Origin of the sequence: Escherichia sp. WS2035 (genome assembly GCF_046487065.1) — a bacterium.
In the GTDB taxonomy this organism is placed as follows: domain Bacteria; phylum Pseudomonadota; class Gammaproteobacteria; order Enterobacterales; family Enterobacteriaceae; genus Escherichia; species Escherichia coli.
In genome coordinates this window covers 883,105-899,820 of sequence record NZ_JBJQKD010000001.1, presented here as the reverse complement: position 1 = coordinate 899,820, position 16,716 = coordinate 883,105, and the positions used below count along the sequence as shown (strand labels likewise).

Annotated in this window: 21 protein-coding genes; 15 read left to right on the top strand and 6 right to left on the bottom strand. The window is 50.3% G+C overall.

The genetic code is table 11. From position 1 onward, the window contains the following. The first annotated feature begins 27 nt into the window (after positions 1–27). Both flgM and flgN read left to right on the top strand, forming a co-directional pair. Positions 28–321, top strand: a complete 294-nt coding sequence (flgM, locus tag ACJHX4_RS04395; RefSeq protein WP_000020884.1) for a flagellar biosynthesis anti-sigma factor FlgM — start codon at positions 28–30, stop codon at positions 319–321. Between the two features lie 4 nt (positions 322–325). Beyond that, the gene (flgN, locus tag ACJHX4_RS04390) at positions 326–742 is read left to right on the top strand and encodes a flagella biosynthesis chaperone FlgN (RefSeq protein WP_000197357.1); all 417 of its coding nucleotides are present in this window, start codon (positions 326–328) and stop codon (positions 740–742) included. A gap of 39 nt (positions 743–781) precedes the next feature. Here flgN and murJ read toward each other — a convergent pair whose 3' ends face one another. The 4 genes from murJ to rimJ form a co-directional block, all read right to left on the bottom strand. Continuing rightward, entirely contained in the window at positions 782–2,317 is a 1,536-nt protein-coding gene (murJ, locus tag ACJHX4_RS04385; RefSeq protein ID WP_001050672.1) for a murein biosynthesis integral membrane protein MurJ, read from the bottom strand. A gap of 109 nt (positions 2,318–2,426) precedes the next feature. After that, entirely contained in the window at positions 2,427–3,350 is a 924-nt protein-coding gene (locus tag ACJHX4_RS04380; protein WP_000736146.1) for a Gfo/Idh/MocA family protein, read from the bottom strand. Between the two features lies 1 nt (position 3,351). Next, positions 3,352–3,999, bottom strand: coding sequence for a YceH family protein (locus ACJHX4_RS04375; RefSeq protein ID WP_247773229.1), 648 nt, complete (start codon positions 3,997–3,999; stop codon positions 3,352–3,354). Between the two features lie 10 nt (positions 4,000–4,009). After that, positions 4,010–4,594 (bottom strand): ribosomal protein S5-alanine N-acetyltransferase, encoded by a 585-nt coding sequence (rimJ, locus tag ACJHX4_RS04370; protein WP_000468182.1) that lies wholly within the window; start codon positions 4,592–4,594, stop codon positions 4,010–4,012. Positions 4,595–4,829: 235 nt separating this feature from the next. Between rimJ and mdtH the strand changes: the two genes are divergently transcribed. The 10 genes from mdtH (at position 4,830) to ACJHX4_RS04320 (ending at position 12,257) form a co-directional block, all read left to right on the top strand. Continuing rightward, on the top strand, positions 4,830–6,038 hold the full coding sequence (gene mdtH / locus ACJHX4_RS04365) for a multidrug efflux MFS transporter MdtH (protein WP_000092206.1): 1,209 nt from the start codon (positions 4,830–4,832) through the stop codon (positions 6,036–6,038). A 63-nt stretch (positions 6,039–6,101) separates the two neighbouring features. Beyond that, positions 6,102–6,749: a glutaredoxin 2 gene (gene grxB / locus ACJHX4_RS04360; RefSeq protein WP_000780912.1), complete on the top strand. Its 648-nt coding sequence runs from the start codon at positions 6,102–6,104 to the stop codon at positions 6,747–6,749. 133 nt (positions 6,750–6,882) lie between these two features. Further along, entirely contained in the window at positions 6,883–7,443 is a 561-nt protein-coding gene (locus ACJHX4_RS04355) for a lipoprotein (RefSeq protein WP_001295443.1), read from the top strand. 105 nt (positions 7,444–7,548) lie between these two features. Further along, entirely contained in the window at positions 7,549–8,592 is a 1,044-nt protein-coding gene (gene pyrC, locus ACJHX4_RS04350) for a dihydroorotase (protein ID WP_000126542.1), read from the top strand. A gap of 76 nt (positions 8,593–8,668) precedes the next feature. Continuing rightward, complete coding sequence (gene dinI, locus ACJHX4_RS04345) at positions 8,669–8,914, top strand: DNA damage-inducible protein I (RefSeq protein WP_001217754.1); 246 nt, start codon at positions 8,669–8,671, stop codon at positions 8,912–8,914. A 288-nt stretch (positions 8,915–9,202) separates the two neighbouring features. Continuing rightward, a complete protein-coding gene (gene bssS / locus ACJHX4_RS04340; RefSeq protein WP_000414438.1) occupies positions 9,203–9,457 on the top strand; it encodes a biofilm formation regulator BssS in 255 nt (84 codons plus the stop codon). A 114-nt stretch (positions 9,458–9,571) separates the two neighbouring features. Further along, the gene (gene solA, locus ACJHX4_RS04335) at positions 9,572–10,690 is read left to right on the top strand and encodes an N-methyl-L-tryptophan oxidase (RefSeq protein WP_000872785.1); all 1,119 of its coding nucleotides are present in this window, start codon (positions 9,572–9,574) and stop codon (positions 10,688–10,690) included. Between the two features lie 47 nt (positions 10,691–10,737). After that, positions 10,738–10,851: a YceO family protein gene (locus tag ACJHX4_RS04330; RefSeq protein ID WP_001253418.1), complete on the top strand. Its 114-nt coding sequence runs from the start codon at positions 10,738–10,740 to the stop codon at positions 10,849–10,851. A 260-nt stretch (positions 10,852–11,111) separates the two neighbouring features. Further along, the gene (locus tag ACJHX4_RS04325) at positions 11,112–11,678 is read left to right on the top strand and encodes a cytochrome b (protein ID WP_000011128.1); all 567 of its coding nucleotides are present in this window, start codon (positions 11,112–11,114) and stop codon (positions 11,676–11,678) included. A 3-nt stretch (positions 11,679–11,681) separates the two neighbouring features. Continuing rightward, a complete protein-coding gene (locus ACJHX4_RS04320; protein WP_000749265.1) occupies positions 11,682–12,257 on the top strand; it encodes a YceI family protein in 576 nt (191 codons plus the stop codon). Between the two features lie 41 nt (positions 12,258–12,298). Here ACJHX4_RS04320 and ACJHX4_RS04315 read toward each other — a convergent pair whose 3' ends face one another. After that, positions 12,299–13,351, bottom strand: a complete 1,053-nt coding sequence (locus ACJHX4_RS04315; RefSeq protein WP_001295959.1) for a rhodanese-related sulfurtransferase — start codon at positions 13,349–13,351, stop codon at positions 12,299–12,301. 224 nt (positions 13,352–13,575) lie between these two features. Here ACJHX4_RS04315 and lpxL point away from each other — a divergent pair, with 224 nt between their 5' ends. From lpxL to ACJHX4_RS04300, 3 genes are all read left to right on the top strand, one after another. Beyond that, complete coding sequence (lpxL, locus tag ACJHX4_RS04310) at positions 13,576–14,496, top strand: kdo(2)-lipid IV(A) lauroyltransferase (RefSeq protein WP_001295958.1); 921 nt, start codon at positions 13,576–13,578, stop codon at positions 14,494–14,496. A 171-nt stretch (positions 14,497–14,667) separates the two neighbouring features. Continuing rightward, positions 14,668–15,894 (top strand): multidrug efflux MFS transporter MdtG, encoded by a 1,227-nt coding sequence (gene mdtG / locus ACJHX4_RS04305; RefSeq protein WP_000074171.1) that lies wholly within the window; start codon positions 14,668–14,670, stop codon positions 15,892–15,894. Between the two features lie 82 nt (positions 15,895–15,976). Continuing rightward, positions 15,977–16,351 carry a MysB family protein gene (locus tag ACJHX4_RS04300; protein ID WP_001295957.1) on the top strand — a complete coding sequence of 125 codons (375 nt, stop codon included), beginning with the start codon at positions 15,977–15,979 and terminating at the stop codon, positions 16,349–16,351. Here the strand turns inward: ACJHX4_RS04300 and ACJHX4_RS04295 are convergent, their stop codons facing one another. Beyond that, positions 16,352–16,579, bottom strand: coding sequence for a YceK/YidQ family lipoprotein (locus tag ACJHX4_RS04295; RefSeq protein ID WP_001237205.1), 228 nt, complete (start codon positions 16,577–16,579; stop codon positions 16,352–16,354). It abuts the gene before it with no gap. Positions 16,580–16,716: the final 137 nt, after the last annotated feature.

Sequence of the window (16,716 nt, the reverse complement as noted above, 5' to 3'; positions counted from 1 at the left end):
AAAAGCGCCCTCAATGAGGAATAAACCATGAGTATTGATCGCACTTCGCCTCTGAAGCCAGTAAGCACCGTTCAACCGCGCGAAACCACTGACGCGCCGGTAACAAACACCCGAGCGGCAAAAACAACAGCCTCCACCAGCACCAGTGTGACGTTAAGCGACGCGCAAGCAAAACTGATGCAACCCGGCAGCAGTGATATCAATCTTGAACGTGTCGAAGCGTTAAAGCTGGCGATTCGTAACGGTGAACTAAAAATGGACACTGGCAAAATTGCCGATGCGCTGATCAACGAAGCGCAGCAAGACTTGCAGAGTAATTGATCGTATGACGCGTCTTGCAGAGATCCTCGACCAGATGTCCGCTGTGCTTAACGATCTCAAAACGGTAATGGATCAAGAGCAGCAACATCTCTCTATGGGGCAGATCAACGGCAGCCAGTTGCAATGGATTACAGAACAAAAAAGCTCACTGCTGGCGACGCTGGATTACCTCGAACAGTTACGCAGGAAAGAACCCAATACAGCAAATAGCGTTGATATTAGTCAACGCTGGCAGGAAATTGCTGTGAAAACGCAGCAACTACGCCAAATGAATCAACATAACGGCTGGTTACTGGAAGGACAGATTGAGCGCAATCAACAGGCGCTGGAAATGTTGAAACCGCATCAGGAACCGACGCTGTATGGGGCGAACGGTCAGACCTCAACCCCCTATCGCGGCAGTAAAAAGATTTCGATCTGAAGATTATCTCCGGCCTGCACTGCAGGCCGGAATGTATCGTTACACCGTCCGGCGGGCAAATTCTTTAACTTTGAAGCCCAGTACTGCCAGTGCAGCGAAGTACGCGGCAATCCCCGCCAGCACGACCGCCATTAAACGCAGTAAACGCCAGGGCATGGTACCCAATGACCACTCCGGCATGATATGTAACATACCTAAAAGCACGCCAGACATCACCAGTACCGCCACCACCAGACGCAACAGAAACGCCATCCAGCCGGGTTGCGGAGTAAAGATTTTCTGCTTACGCAACTGCCAGTAAAGCAGCGAAGCATTCAGACACGCCGCCAGACCAATAGAAAGTGACAGCCCGGCATGTTTCAACGGACCAATAAACGCCAGGTTCATCAATTGCGTTAAAATCAGCGTAACGATGGCAATTTTCACTGGCGTTTTAATGTCCTGGCGGGAATAAAAGCCAGGAGCCAACACTTTCACTACAATCAGGCCAATCAAACCCACCGAGTAGGCAATTAACGCCCGCTGGGTCATCAGCGCATCAAAGGCGGTAAATTTACCGTACTGGAACAGCGAAACGGTTAACGGACCGGAAAGAATGCCCAACGCAACCGCACTTGGCAGCGCCAACAGGAAACAAAGACGCAGCCCCCAGTCCATCAAACGGTTGTATTCATCATGATTGCCACTGGCAAAACTTTTCGACAGCGACGGTAGCAAAATGGTGCCAAGCGCCACGCCCAGCACACCGGACGGAAACTCCATTAAGCGGTCGGCGTAATACATCCACGACACCGAACCGGAAGCAAGAAACGAGGCAAAAATGGTGTTGATGATTAAGGAGATCTGGCTCACAGAGACGCCAAGGATTGCCGGTCCCATCTGTTTCACCACACGCATTGCTCCGGCATCGTGGAAGTTAATGCGTGGCAAAACCAGCATGCCGATCTTCTTCAGATGAGGTAGCTGATACACCAGCTGCAGGATGCCGCCGACCGTAACAGCCCAGGCCAGCGCCAGCACCGGTGGATTAAAGTACGGCGCGGCAAACAGCGCAAAACCAATCATGCTGATATTGAGCAATGTCGGGGCAAACGCCGGAATTGAGAAGCGGTTCCAGGTATTCAGAATCGCTCCCACCAGCGACGCCAGGGAGATCAGCAAGATATAGGGAAAGGTTATCTTTAGTAGCTGGCTGGTCAGGGCAAATTTGTCGGCAGTGTCAGCGAAGCCTGGCGCGGTCACCATGATCACCCACGGTGCAGCGAGCATGCCAGCGACCGTCACAACCGCCAGCGCAAGTGTCAGCAGGCCAGAAACATAAGAGACAAAGACCCGCGTGGCGTCTTCACCCTGCTTGCTTTTATATTCTGCCAGAATCGGTACAAATGCCTGGGAAAATGCCCCTTCGGCAAAGATACGGCGTAACAAGTTAGGAAGTTTAAAAGCGACGAAAAAGGCGTCGGTTGCCATCCCTGCGCCAAAGATTCTGGCGACAATTGCGTCTCGTGCGAAGCCAAGCACACGCGAAAACATGGTCATCGAGCTGACGGCGGCCAGCGATTTTAATAAATTCATCGGTGTTCTAATCCAGACCCACGGGCAAAACGCCTGCAAGGCAGGCGCTGAAAGAGGCGAATAGTCTACCTGGATTATGGTGAATTGCTACCGCCAGATGTTACAGGGTTTATTCACTCATCGCATCGCGCCAGATCTTGTCAACGATACGTTGCGCCAGCACGGCCTGTTCGCCGGCTGTTTGCGGAACTGTCTGATTTTGCACGCATTCAATGAAGTGCCGCGCACAGTCGACAAATCCACGTTGCTCAAGCGTACTCTGCCAACCAGGAATCGGTTTATGCACTACGCCCTGCCCGCGCTCCTCACGCCATTCGCGCATATCCGTAATGTCGATCAGCGCACCATCAGTCACGGCCTGCACGGTTTCACGCTGACTTCCGGCCCGGCGATGCATACAGGTGGTGATCTGCAAAGGACCAGCCGAAAAATGGTGCTCGGCAAACAGCATTTCGCCGGACTCATTGGTCAGCAACGTACCGCTTTCGAGAGTTGCATTGCCGCCAGACAACCACAGCGCGGTATCAACCACATGCAAATAATCATCCAGCAATGTGAAATAAAGATCGTGTGGCCCGACGCTATTGGTACGATGTTTATCCATTCTTAGCGAGGACGCGGTGGCGAGTTGCGTTTTTAACTCACCGTAGAGTGGTGCGAAACGACGGTTAAAACCGACCATCAACGTCAGTTTTTTCCGCGCCGCCAGTTCCACCAGCCGTTCAGCATCGCGCAGATTTTCTGCCAGCGGTTTATCGACACAGACATGTACCCCCGCATTGAGTAACGTACTGACCACGCCAAAGTGGCTGGCGGTGCTGGAATGCACAAAAACCGCATCGCAACTGGCGGCAAGGCTGGATAACGAATCAGCATAAGGAATGCGCCAGCTGTCACAAATTGGCAGGGCTTTGGCGCGCGTAGGCGACCAGGCACCTTGTAACGTCCAGTCAGACGCTGCCGCCAGCACCGGTAACCACGCTTTTTGCGCGATGCCGCCTAACCCCACTACGCCGATACGTAATTTTTTCACTTTAATCTCCCAGATGGGCCAGCAACGAATCAAGACGCTGTTTCAGTTCTGCCACTTCGATTTCCAGGGCTTCGACGCGGGCCTGTAAATCACCGTCAACCGCGTTCGACATATCCGTTACCGCCGGCGGATTCTCAACCTCACCACTGAAAAGATGCATGTAGCGGCTTTCGCGTTTACCCGGTTCGCGGGCCAGACGCACCACAAAAGGACCATCTTCGCGATTCGCCAGTTGTTCCAGCGTCGACTCCACTTCCGCTATATCGCTGAATTCATACATTCGCGCGGCGCGGCTGCGCAGTTCACCCGGCGTCTGGGCACCACGCAATAACAGCGTGGTGATTAACGCCACTTCTGCGGCGCTCAGTTTCAGATCGCCAAATTCTGAATTACAAAAACGTTGCTCATATTTGGTGACCCGATTACCAAAACCGCTCACCGTGCGTAGATAATGACGTTTGACCAGATTATCCAGCTGTTCCTGCACTTCAGATTCACTCAGATTCATAACCGGTTCACGGTTCGTTTTCTGATTACAGGCCGTGACTACACCATTTACGGAGAGCGGGTATTGCTCCGGCGTGGTCACCTGTTTTTCCAGCAAGCAACCAATCACGCGGGCTTCCAGGGCGGTCAGTTGATATTTCATGAGATTCTCCTTAGCGGCCGGGCGTCCAGTCTGGGGTAGTTAATGCCGTCAGTACGTGATCGCGCCATTGTCCATCAATCAACAGATAGTCTTTCGCATAGCCTTCTTTTTCAAAACCCAGTCGCGCCAGTAAATCACCGCTGCGTTTATTGTGCGGCATATAATTAGCCATAATGCGATGAATATGTTGGGTGCGCTGCATATAACGAATGGCTGCGCTCAGAGCTTCAAACATGAGTCCTTTGCCCTGCCATTTTTGCCCAATCGAATAACCGAGATAGCAGGCATGAAAAGAGCCGCGAACAACATTGGAAAAATTGGCAACGCCAATAATCTCTTTTTCGTCCGGGTCGAATAAGCCAAAGTAGAAAGCTGAACCTTGTTTATGAAATTCGTTAATCATCCCTAGCCTGGCCTGCCAGCCTGATGGATAACAGTGGCTTTCGTCGCGCACTGGCTCCCAGGGCTTGAGGAAATGGCGATTCTCTGCGTAATAATCCGCCAGACGCCAGGCATCACGATCATGCACCAGACGCACGACCAGTCGGTCTGTGGTTAAGCGCACTTTTGGCACGTTACTGCGATAGCCAAACATTCTATACCTACTCCTTCCCGTAACGTCTTTAATACGCTGTAAGTATTACTATACCTGCGCAACCAGACCCTGTGAAAAGTCCAGAATGCCATTTTCTGCATTATTCACATATTTGATAAAAACTCTCTATCAAAGCGACGTTTTGATAAAAAAATATTGTCCCCGAAGTGATGGGAAAAGTCTTAGCGGCAATGCAGAATAGAAAGTGCTCATCTTTTATTTCCCGGGAGGGGAAATGTCCCGCGTGTCGCAGGCGAGGAACCTGGGTAAATATTTCCTGCTCATCGATAATATGCTGGTCGTGCTGGGGTTCTTTGTTGTCTTCCCGCTGATCTCTATCCGCTTCGTTGATCAAATGGGCTGGGCCGCCGTCATGGTCGGTATTGCCCTCGGTCTACGCCAGTTTATTCAGCAAGGTCTGGGTATTTTCGGCGGCGCAATTGCCGACCGCTTTGGTGCCAAACCGATGATTGTCACCGGTATGCTGATGCGTGCCGCCGGATTCGCCACAATGGGTATCGCCCACGAACCGTGGCTACTGTGGTTTTCATGCCTGCTTTCGGGACTCGGCGGCACGTTGTTTGATCCTCCGCGTTCGGCGCTGGTGGTGAAACTAATCCGTCCACAACAGCGTGGTCGTTTTTTCTCGCTGTTGATGATGCAGGACAGTGCCGGTGCGGTCATTGGCGCATTGTTGGGGAGCTGGCTGTTGCAATACGACTTTCGCCTGGTCTGCGCCACAGGGGCAGTTTTGTTTGTGCTGTGTGCGGCGTTCAATGCGTGGTTGTTACCAGCATGGAAACTCTCCACCGTACGCACGCCCGTTCGCGAAGGCATGACCCGCGTGATGCGCGACAAGCGTTTTGTCACCTATGTCCTGACGCTGGCGGGTTACTACATGCTGGCTGTACAAGTGATGCTGATGCTGCCAATTATGGTCAACGACGTGGCTGGCGCGCCCTCTGCCGTTAAATGGATGTATGCCATTGAAGCGTGTCTGTCGTTAACGTTGCTCTACCCTATCGCCCGCTGGAGTGAAAAGCATTTTCGTCTGGAACACCGGTTAATGGCTGGGCTGTTGATAATGTCATTAAGCATGATGCCAGTGGGCATGGTCAGCGGCCTGCAACAACTTTTCACCCTGATTTGTCTGTTTTATATCGGGTCGATCATTGCCGAGCCTGCGCGTGAAACCTTAAGTGCTTCGCTGGCAGACGCAAGAGCTCGCGGCAGCTATATGGGATTTAGCCGTCTGGGTCTGGCGATTGGCGGCGCTATTGGTTATATCGGTGGCGGCTGGCTGTTTGACCTGGGCAAATCGGCGCACCAGCCAGAGCTTCCGTGGATGATGCTGGGCATTATTGGCATCTTCACTTTCCTTGCGCTGGGTTGGCAGTTTAGCCAGAAACGCGCCGCGCGTCGTTTGCTTGAACGCGACGCCTGATTTGATACTCCCCCCTGACTCCTCCATACTGAAAGAGAACTGACAGCCAAATGGAGGAGTCACGTGAAGCTATACATTTACGATCACTGCCCTTACTGCCTCAAAGCCCGCATGATTTTCGGCCTGAAAAATATCCCCGTCGAATTACATGTTCTGCTCAACGACGACGCAGAAACACCCACCCGGATGGTCGGTCAAAAACAGGTTCCCATTCTGCAAAAAGATGACAGCCGCTATATGCCAGAAAGCATGGACATCGTTCACTATGTCGATAAACTCGACGGCAAACCGTTACTGACCGGCAAACGTTCCCCTGCCATTGAAGAGTGGCTGCGCAAGGTCAATGGCTACGCCAACAAACTGCTGTTGCCGCGTTTTGCCAAATCGGCATTTGATGAGTTTTCTACTCCTGCCGCGCGCAAATATTTCGTCGACAAGAAAGAGGCCAGCGCGGGTAATTTTGCCGACCTGCTGGCCCACTCTGACGGTCTGATTAAGAATATCAGCGATGATTTACGTGCGCTGGACAAACTGATCGTCAAACCGAACGCCGTGAATGGCGAACTTTCGGAAGATGATATTCAGCTATTTCCGCTCCTGCGTAATCTGACGCTAGTAGCCGGAATCAACTGGCCAAGCCGCGTTGCTGATTACCGCGATAATATGGCGAAACAGACACAAATCAATTTGTTATCATCAATGGCGATTTAATCCTGACCCGTCGCGGCAGCCTGTATTCGCGGGTTGCCGCCGTTTTCAGTTTTTTCTGCTGGCGCGTTTATCGCTGGTGACACATGCTGCGTTGTGTCAGGATATTGACGCAGATTTCATGTCGAGGACTACCATGAACAAGTTTTTATTTGCCGCTGCATTGATCGTCAGTGGCCTGCTCGTTGGCTGTAATCAACTCACCCAATACACCATCACCGAACAAGAAATTAACCAGTCGCTTGCGAAACATAATAATTTCTCAAAAGATATCGGTTTACCCGGCGTGGCTGACGCCCATATCGTTCTGACAAACCTGACCAGCCAAATTGGTCGCGAAGAGCCGAATAAGGTTACCCTAACCGGAGACGCCAATCTGGACATGAACTCCCTGTTCGGTAGCCAGAAAGCGACCATGAAACTGAAGCTGAAAGCGCTGCCCGTGTTTGATAAAGAAAAAGGCGCGATCTTCCTGAAAGAGATGGAAGTGGTCGATGCGACGGTACAACCGGAAAAAATGCAAACGGTGATGCAAACGTTGCTTCCCTATTTAAACCAGGCATTACGCAATTACTTTAACCAGCAACCTGCTTACGTCCTGCGCGAAGATGGCAGCCAGGGCGAAGCAATGGCGAAGAAACTGGCGAAAGGCATTGAAGTGAAGCCAGGCGAAATTGTCATTCCGTTTACTGATTAATCACGAGGGCGCATTCGCGCCCTTTATTTTTCGTGCAAAGGAAAACGTTTCCGCTTATCCTTTGTGTCCGGCAAAAACATCCCTTCAGCCGGAGCATAGAGATTAATGACTGCACCATCCCAGGTTTTAAAGATCCGCCGCCCAGACGACTGGCACCTTCACCTCCGCGATGGCGACATGTTAAAAACTGTCGTGCCGTATACCAGCGAAATTTATGGACGGGCTATCGTAATGCCCAATCTGGCTCCGCCCGTGACCACCGTAGAGGCTGCCGTGGCGTATCGCCAGCGTATTCTTGACGCCGTACCTGCCGGGCACGATTTCACCCCGCTGATGACCTGTTATTTAACAGATTCGCTGGATCCTAATGAGCTGGAGCGCGGATTTAACGAAGGCGTGTTCACCGCTGCAAAACTTTATCCGGCAAATGCAACCACTAACTCCAGCCACGGCGTTACGTCAGTTGACGCAATCATGCCGGTACTTGAGCGCATGGAAAAAATCGGTATGCCGCTACTGGTGCATGGTGAAGTAACACATGCAGATATCGACATTTTTGATCGTGAAGCGCGCTTTATAGAAAGCGTGATGGAACCGCTGCGCCAGCGCCTGACCGCGCTGAAAGTCGTTTTTGAGCATATCACCACCAAAGACGCTGCCGACTATGTCCGTGACGGAAATGAACGGCTGGCTGCCACCATCACTCCGCAGCATCTGATGTTTAACCGCAACCATATGCTGGTTGGTGGTGTGCGTCCGCACCTGTATTGTCTACCCATCCTCAAACGCAATATCCACCAACAGGCATTGCGTGAACTGGTCGCCAGCGGTTTTAATCGTGTATTCCTCGGAACGGATTCTGCGCCACATGCACGTCATCGCAAAGAGAGCAGCTGCGGCTGCGCGGGCTGTTTCAACGCCCCAACCGCGCTGGGCAGTTACGCTACCGTCTTTGAAGAGATGAATGCTTTGCAGCACTTTGAAGCATTCTGTTCTGTAAACGGCCCGCAGTTCTATGGCTTGCCGGTCAACGACACATTCATCGAACTGGTACGTGAAGAGCAACAGGTTGCTGAAAGCATCGCACTGACTGATGACACGCTGGTGCCATTCCTCGCCGGAGAAACGGTACGCTGGTCCGTTAAATAATAAAAATCGTAGCTTCCTGTTGTCATTAGGTTATTTTACCTGTATAAATAACCAGTATATTCAACAGGGGGCTATTATGCGAATTGAAGTCACCATAGCGAAAACTTCTCCATTGCCAGCTGGGGCTATTGACGCCCTGGCTGGCGAACTTTCCCGCCGTATTCAGTATGCGTTTCCTGATAATGAAGGCCACGTATCGGTACGTTATGCCGCAGCAAATAATTTATCGGTTATTGGCGCGACAAAAGAAGATAAACAGCGCATTAGCGAAATTCTCCAGGAGACGTGGGAAAGCGCCGATGACTGGTTTGTCAGCGAATAATATGCAGTGATTTTTGTTTTTGCCGGGTCGCCCCGGCTTTTTTATTTTACTTGCGAATTGTGAGTACAAAATTTCTACACTTACTCAAAATAATTGCACAATATGCTAAAAAAATATGAATGACATGCTGTTTTATTGTTCATATAAATCTTAAAAGCAGAAATTTATCTGTTCCCCCTTTAAAAATTCGGTGAATACCCTTACTTATTGGTATACTGAAGTTGCTTCAGATAAAAACGCATTGAACCTCGAATAACGTTGTCTAGTAACACGAATTAGGGGGCCATGATGGAAAAAAATAATGAAGTCATTCAGACTCATCCGCTCGTAGGGTGGGACATCAGCACCGTTGATAGCTATGATGCGCTGATGTTGCGTTTGCACTACCAGACCCCAAATAAGTCCGAGCAGGAAGGGACTGAAGTTGGTCAGACGCTCTGGTTAACCACTGATGTTGCCAGACAATTTATTTCGATATTAGAAGCAGGAATCGCCAAAATTGAATCCGGTGATTTCCAGGTAAACGAGTATCGGCGTCATTAACATGACATGACCATCCACCCAAAAGGCACCTCACCGGTGCCTTTACCATTTCTGGGTTGTATATCTGCATTCAGTTAATTACTCTGCTTAAACCATGAGAGCAGAGAGAAAAAAATGAAATACGATCTCATCATTATTGGCAGCGGTTCCGTAGGCGCTGCCGCCGGGTATTATGCAACCCGCGCCGGTTTAAACGTGCTAATGACCGACGCCCATATGCCACCGCATCAACACGGCAGCCACCACGGCGATACGCGATTAATTCGCCATGCTTATGGTGAAGGCGAAAAGTATGTCCCGCTGGTCCTCCACGCGCAAATGCTGTGGGATGAACTTTCCCGCCACAACGAAGATGATCCCATTTTTGTACGCTCTGGTGTCATTAACCTCGGTCCGGCTGACTCCGCATTTCTCGCCAACGTCGCCCACAGCGCCGACCAGTGGCAACTCAACGTTGAAAAGCTCGACGCGCAAGGGATTATGGCCCGCTGGCCAGAAATACGCGTCCCGGACAACTACATCGGTTTATTTGAAACTGATTCCGGTTTTTTGCGCAGCGAACTGGCGATTAAAACCTGGATCCAACTGGCGAAGGAAGCGGGCTGTGCGCAGCTGTTCAACTGCCCGGTCACCGCAATTCGTCATGACGATGATGGCGTAACTATTGAAACGGCAGACGGTGAGTATCAGGCGAAAAAAGCGATTGTCTGCGCGGGAACATGGGTAAAAGACCTACTCCCGGAGCTGCCTGTCCAGCCCGTACGCAAAGTATTTGCCTGGTATCAGGCCGATGGCCGCTATAGCGTGAAGAATAAATTCCCGGCATTTACCGGTGAGCTGCCCAATGGCGATCAATATTATGGTTTTCCGGCAGAAAACGACGCGTTGAAGATTGGCAAACATAACGGAGGCCAGGTTATCCATTCAGCGGATGAACGTGTTCCGTTTGCGGAAGTGGCCAGCGATGGTTCGGAAGCCTTCCCGTTCTTGCGCAATGTGTTGCCGGGTATCGGTTGCTGCCTGTACGGCGCTGCCTGCACCTATGATAATTCGCCTGACGAAGATTTTATTATCGATACCCTACCCGGCCACGATAATACACTGCTCATTACCGGCCTGAGTGGGCACGGTTTTAAATTTGCGTCAGTTTTAGGGGAAATAGCTGCCGATTTTGCGCAAGACAAAAAAAGCGATTTTGATTTGACGCCATTCAGGCTTTCCCGCTTCCAATAATCATCATTACGGCCTCCAGAATGAGGCCGTTTTTACAGGAGTATTTAATGCGTCGACTGTTGCACTATCTCATCAATAATATTCGCGAGCATCTGATGCTTTATCTTTTTCTCTGGGGATTGTTGGCAATTATGGATCTGATCTATGTGTTTTATTTTTAGTTTTCCGCACTGACATAAACTGACAAATATTTAATCTCCCTTTCATTTAGCGTGAAAAATTGAATGAGATTCTTCCTGCCTCTACAGCACTCACTAGACCTTCCAGATGCTTAACCCACTAAACTTATGAAGATTCTTTCATTATTAATTCAAAATTATTGAAATAAAAATAAATATCATTCAATTTGTTATTTTTGTGTTGCAATTCATTCTCCGACACGCCATTTTCTTTCTCTCGCAAATTCGTTTTGGATGTACTTATGTCATTCACAAATACCCCTGAACGCTATGGTGTTATATCTGCGGCCTTACATTGGCTAAGCGCAATTATTGTCTACGGCATGTTTGCTTTAGGTCTGTGGATGGTCACGCTCAGTTATTACGATGGCTGGTATCACAAAGCACCCGAACTGCATAAAAGCATCGGTATTTTGTTAATGATGGGGCTGGTTATTCGCGTTCTGTGGCGTGTCATATCTCCACCGCCGGGTCCGCTGCCGAGTTATTCGCCCATGACTCGTCTTGCAGCAAAAGCTGGACATCTCGCATTGTACCTATTGCTGTTCGCCATCGGCATCAGCGGCTATCTGATCTCAACTGCCGATGGTAAACCGATCAGCGTTTTTGGCTGGTTTGACGTCCCCGCGACCCTCTCCGACGCTGGCGCACAGGCTGACTTTGCCGGTGCCCTGCATTTTTGGCTCGCGTGGAGCGTTGTAGTACTGTCCGTTATGCACGGATTTATGGCCCTGAAGCATCATTTCATCGATAAAGACGACACTCTGAAGCGCATGCTGGGAAAGTCGTCATCTGACTATGGAGTATAAAAAATGAAAAAAAGCCTGCTTGGTTTAACCTTCGCTTCCTTGATGTTCTCTGCCGGTTCAGCGGTTGCCGCCGATTACAAAATTGACAAAGAAGGTCAGCACGCCTTTGTTAACTTCCGAATCCAGCATCTTGGCTATAGCTGGTTATATGGCACCTTCAAAGATTTCGACGGTACTTTTACCTTTGATGAAAAAAATCCAGCTGCCGATAAAGTGAATGTGACAATTAACACCACCAGCGTCGATACTAATCACGCCGAACGCGATAAACATCTTCGCAGTGCGGATTTCCTCAATACCGCAAAATATCCACAGGCAACATTCACCTCCACCAGCGTGAAGAAAGACGGTGACGAACTGGATATTACCGGCAATCTGACGCTGAATGGTGTAACCAAGCCCGTCACACTGGAAGCGAAATTAATTGGTCAGGGTGACGACCCGTGGGGCGGTAAACGTGCAGGCTTTGAGGCCGAAGGCAAAATTAAGCTCAAAGACTTCAATATCAAGACAGATTTAGGTCCAGCGTCTCAGGAAGTGGATCTGATTATTTCAGTGGAAGGCGTACAGCAGAAGTAAGAGTGAAATGTTGCCGGATGGCACGCATCCGGCAATGATATTTATTCTGTTGGATCAGGAATGCCCAGTGTTGTATTCAGACGTCCACGAGACTTATTAAAGATCTTATTGCCATTTTCACGTCCTGCCCGACGGCGTCGCTGTTCCTCTGGCGGTAACGCGCTTTCTTCGCAGCAAATCTCACTACAACAACCTTTGTATTTTTCCGCACATACTGGACACTGAATAAACAGCAGATGGCAGCCATCATTTTTACAGTTGGTATGGCTGTCGCACGGCGCACCGCACTGGTGGCAGTGCGCGATAATCTCATCAGATATACGTTCGCCCATCCGCTCGTCAAAAACAAAATTTTTGCCAATAAAACGCACCGGCAAGCCCTGCTCGCGCGCCTTACGGGCGTATTCAATAATTCCGCCCTCGATATGCCAGACTTTGTTGAATCCGTTATGTTTCATCCAGGCACTGGCCTTTTCACAACGAATGCCGCCGGTGCAGTACATGACGATTTTTTTATCTTTATGTGCCTGCATCATCTCAACTGCTTTTGGCAGCTGCTCACGGAAGGTATCTGCCGGTATTTCCAGCGCGTTTTCAAAGTGCCCCACTTCATACTCATAGTGGTTACGCATGTCGATAAACAATGCATCGGGATCGTCAAGCATGGCGTTCACTTCCGCCGCTTGCAGATACTCACCAACATTGCTGGCATCAAAGTGAGGATCGTCAATACCGTCGGCAACAATGCGATCGCGTACCTTCATACGCAGTACCCAGAAGGATTTCCCGTCATCATCCAACGCGATATTCAGGCGTAAACCCTCTAAAGCCGGATCGAAGGCATAGAGCTGTGCGCGAAATGTTTCAACATTGCTCGCAGGTACGCTGATTTGCGCGTTAATGCCCTCATGCGCCAGATACACTCGCCCAAAAACATTCAGCGCGGTAAACAGTTGATATAAAGCGTCACGGGTCACCTTAGGATCGGCAATGTGGAAATACTTATAAAACGAAATGGTGGTTCGCGGTTCGCTCTCAGCCAACATTTTGGCTTTTAACGCGTCGTTGGAAATGCGGTTGTGTAACACTGGCATGGTGTACGGTTCCTGCGAGATGGGAAAGTAAAAATCCGCGGCATGATATAGCAATTATCGATAATTAACATCCACACATTTTACGCTACATTTTAGCATTAAAAATTATTTGTTATTTACAAGCGCGGCAATTTCGCCCAGTCTTCAGTCACAAATTTTGGTTGCGGACGAAAAAATGCGACAATACATACAATTGCCCGTATAGGTTGAAAAACAGGATTGATATGACGAATCTACCCAAGTTCTCCACCGCACTGCTTCATCCGCGTTATTGGTTAACCTGGTTGGGTATTGGCGTACTTTGGTTGGTCGTGCAATTGCCCTACCCGGTTATCTACCGCCTCGGTTGTGGATTAGGAAAACTGGCGTTACGTTTTATGAAACGACGCGCAAAAATTGTGCATCGCAACCTGGAACTGTGCTTCCCGGAAATGAGCGAACAAGAACGCCGTAAAATGGTGGTGAAGAATTTCGAATCCGTTGGCATGGGCCTGATGGAAACCGGCATGGCGTGGTTCTGGCCGGACCGCCGAATCGCCCGCTGGACGGAAGTGATCGGCATGGAACACATTCGTGACGTGCAGGCGCAAAAACGCGGCATCCTGTTAGTTGGCATCCATTTTCTGACACTGGAGCTGGGTGCGCGGCAGTTTGGTATGCAGGAACCGGGGATTGGCGTTTACCGCCCGAACGATAATCCACTGATTGACTGGCTACAAACCTGGGGCCGTTTGCGCTCAAATAAATCGATGCTCGACCGCAAAGATTTAAAAGGCATGATTAAAGCCCTGAAAAAAGGCGAAGTGGTCTGGTACGCACCGGATCATGATTACGGCCCGCGCTCAAGCGTTTTCGTCCCGTTGTTTGCCGTTGAGCAGGCTGCGACCACGACCGGAACCTGGATGCTGGCACGGATGTCCGGCGCATGTCTGGTGCCCTTCGTTCCACGCCGTAAGCCAGATGGCAAAGGGTATCAGTTGATTATACTGCCGCCAGAGTGTTCTCCGCCGCTGGATGATGCCGAAACTACCGCCGCGTGGATGAACAAAGTGGTCGAAAAATGCATCATGATGGCACCAGAGCAGTATATGTGGTTACACCGTCGCTTTAAAACACGCCCGGAAGGCGTTCCTTCACGCTATTAAATCTTCCATGCTGGATGCTTCAGAATGGCATCCGGCATTACCACAGAAAATCCCCCTGATTTAGCGATAAAAGCTCTCTGGATTGCGCCCCCTGGAAGTCGGGCGCATAATTAGTGTGCTTATCTTTTCTTCTTATGTTCACCGCGCCTGGCGCACCAACAGCGGATTGCTATGTCACCCTGTGAAAATGACACCCCTATAAACTGGAAACGAAACCTGATCGTCGCCTGGCTAGGCTGTTTTCTTACCGGTGCCGCCTTCAGCCTGGTAATGCCCTTCTTACCCCTCTACGTTGAGCAGCTTGGCGTTACCGGCCACTCCGCCCTGAATATGTGGTCCGGTATTGTCTTCAGCATTACATTTTTATTTTCGGCCATCGCCTCACCGTTTTGGGGTGGACTCGCCGATCGTAAAGGCCGAAAACTCATGCTATTACGCTCTGCTCTCGGCATGGGCATCGTGATGGTGTTGATGGGACTGGCACAAAATATCTGGCAGTTTTTGATCCTGCGGGCGCTTCTTGGTTTACTTGGCGGATTTGTCCCCAACGCTAATGCTCTTATCGCCACACAAGTACCGCGTAATAAAAGCGGCTGGGCGCTGGGTACGCTCTCCACAGGCGGCGTTAGCGGCGCGTTGCTCGGCCCAATGGCTGGCGGTTTGCTCGCCGATAGCTACGGCTTACGTCCGGTATTCTTTATTACCGCCAGTGTGCTCATACTCTGCTTTTTCGTCACCCTGTTTTGCATCAGAGAAAAATTCCAGCCGGTCAGCAAAAAAGAGATGCTGCACATGCGGGAAGTGGTGACATCACTTAAAAACCCGAAACTGGTACTCAGCCTGTTTGTCACCACGTTAATCATCCAGGTGGCGACGGGCTCAATTGCCCCCATTCTGACGCTGTATGTCCGCGAACTGGCGGGTAACGTCAGTAACGTCGCCTTTATCAGTGGCATGATCGCCTCGGTGCCAGGCGTGGCGGCTCTGCTAAGTGCACCACGACTCGGCAAACTTGGCGATCGAATCGGACCCGAAAAGATCCTGATTACGGCGCTGATCTTTTCTGTACTGCTGTTGATCCCAATGTCTTACGTTCAGACGCCATTGCAACTTGGGATTTTACGTTTTTTGCTCGGTGCCGCCGATGGTGCACTACTCCCCGCCGTACAGACACTATTAGTTTATAACTCGAGCAACCAGATCGCCGGGCGTATCTTCAGCTATAACCAATCGTTTCGTGATATTGGCAACGTTACCGGACCATTGATGGGAGCAGCGATTTCAGCGAACTACGGTTTTAGGGCGGTATTTCTCGTCACCGCTGGCGTAGTGTTATTCAACGCAGTCTATTCATGGAACAGTCTACGTCGTCGTCGAATCCCCCAGATATCGAACTGATTTTTCGCCTTTCATACTTGCAAAAGCGGAGAATCAGCTATCCTTTTCCCTGAAACCTCATCAACTCAAAGGGAGAATCGTGATGACCATGTACGCAACGCTTGAAGAAGCCATTGACGCTGCACGCGAAGAATTTCTTGCAGACAACCCCGGCATCGACGCCGAAAACGCGAATGTGCAACAGTTCAATGCCCAAAAATACGTTTTGCAGGACGGCGACATCATGTGGCAAGTTGAGTTTTTTGCCGACGAAGGGGAAGAAGGTGAATGTTTACCCATGCTTAGCGGTGAAGCTGCGCAAAGTGTCTTTGACGGCGACTATGATGAGATAGAGATCCGCCAGGAGTGGCAAGATGAGAATACATTACATGAATGGGACGAGGGGGAATTTCAGCTTGAGCCACCGCTGGATACCGAGGAAGGACGCACAGCAGCTGATGAGTGGGATGAACGTTAATCACTCATACGGGCCATGATGAATGTCGATCGGCAGCAGTAAGGTATCGAAAACCAGGGAGAATGGCAGATCAAGGATCGTGACGTAACGCCAGGCGGAGTCACGCACGTCCCATTGCACACCGGGATAATATTGGTTGCCATGCCCCTGCCCCGGTATAGTGCGACTAATGATGCTGCCACAGCCACTCAGCAAGGTCACCATTATGCTCACCACAATTAAACGCATTTGATACCTCTTCCGTAAAAAATACCGGCATAACGCCGGTATTTTTATTGGCTCGTTGTTTTTGCCGGATGCGGCGTGAACGCCTTGCCAGACCCACAAAATCTTGCAAAATCAATAAATTGCAGGAACGATGTAGG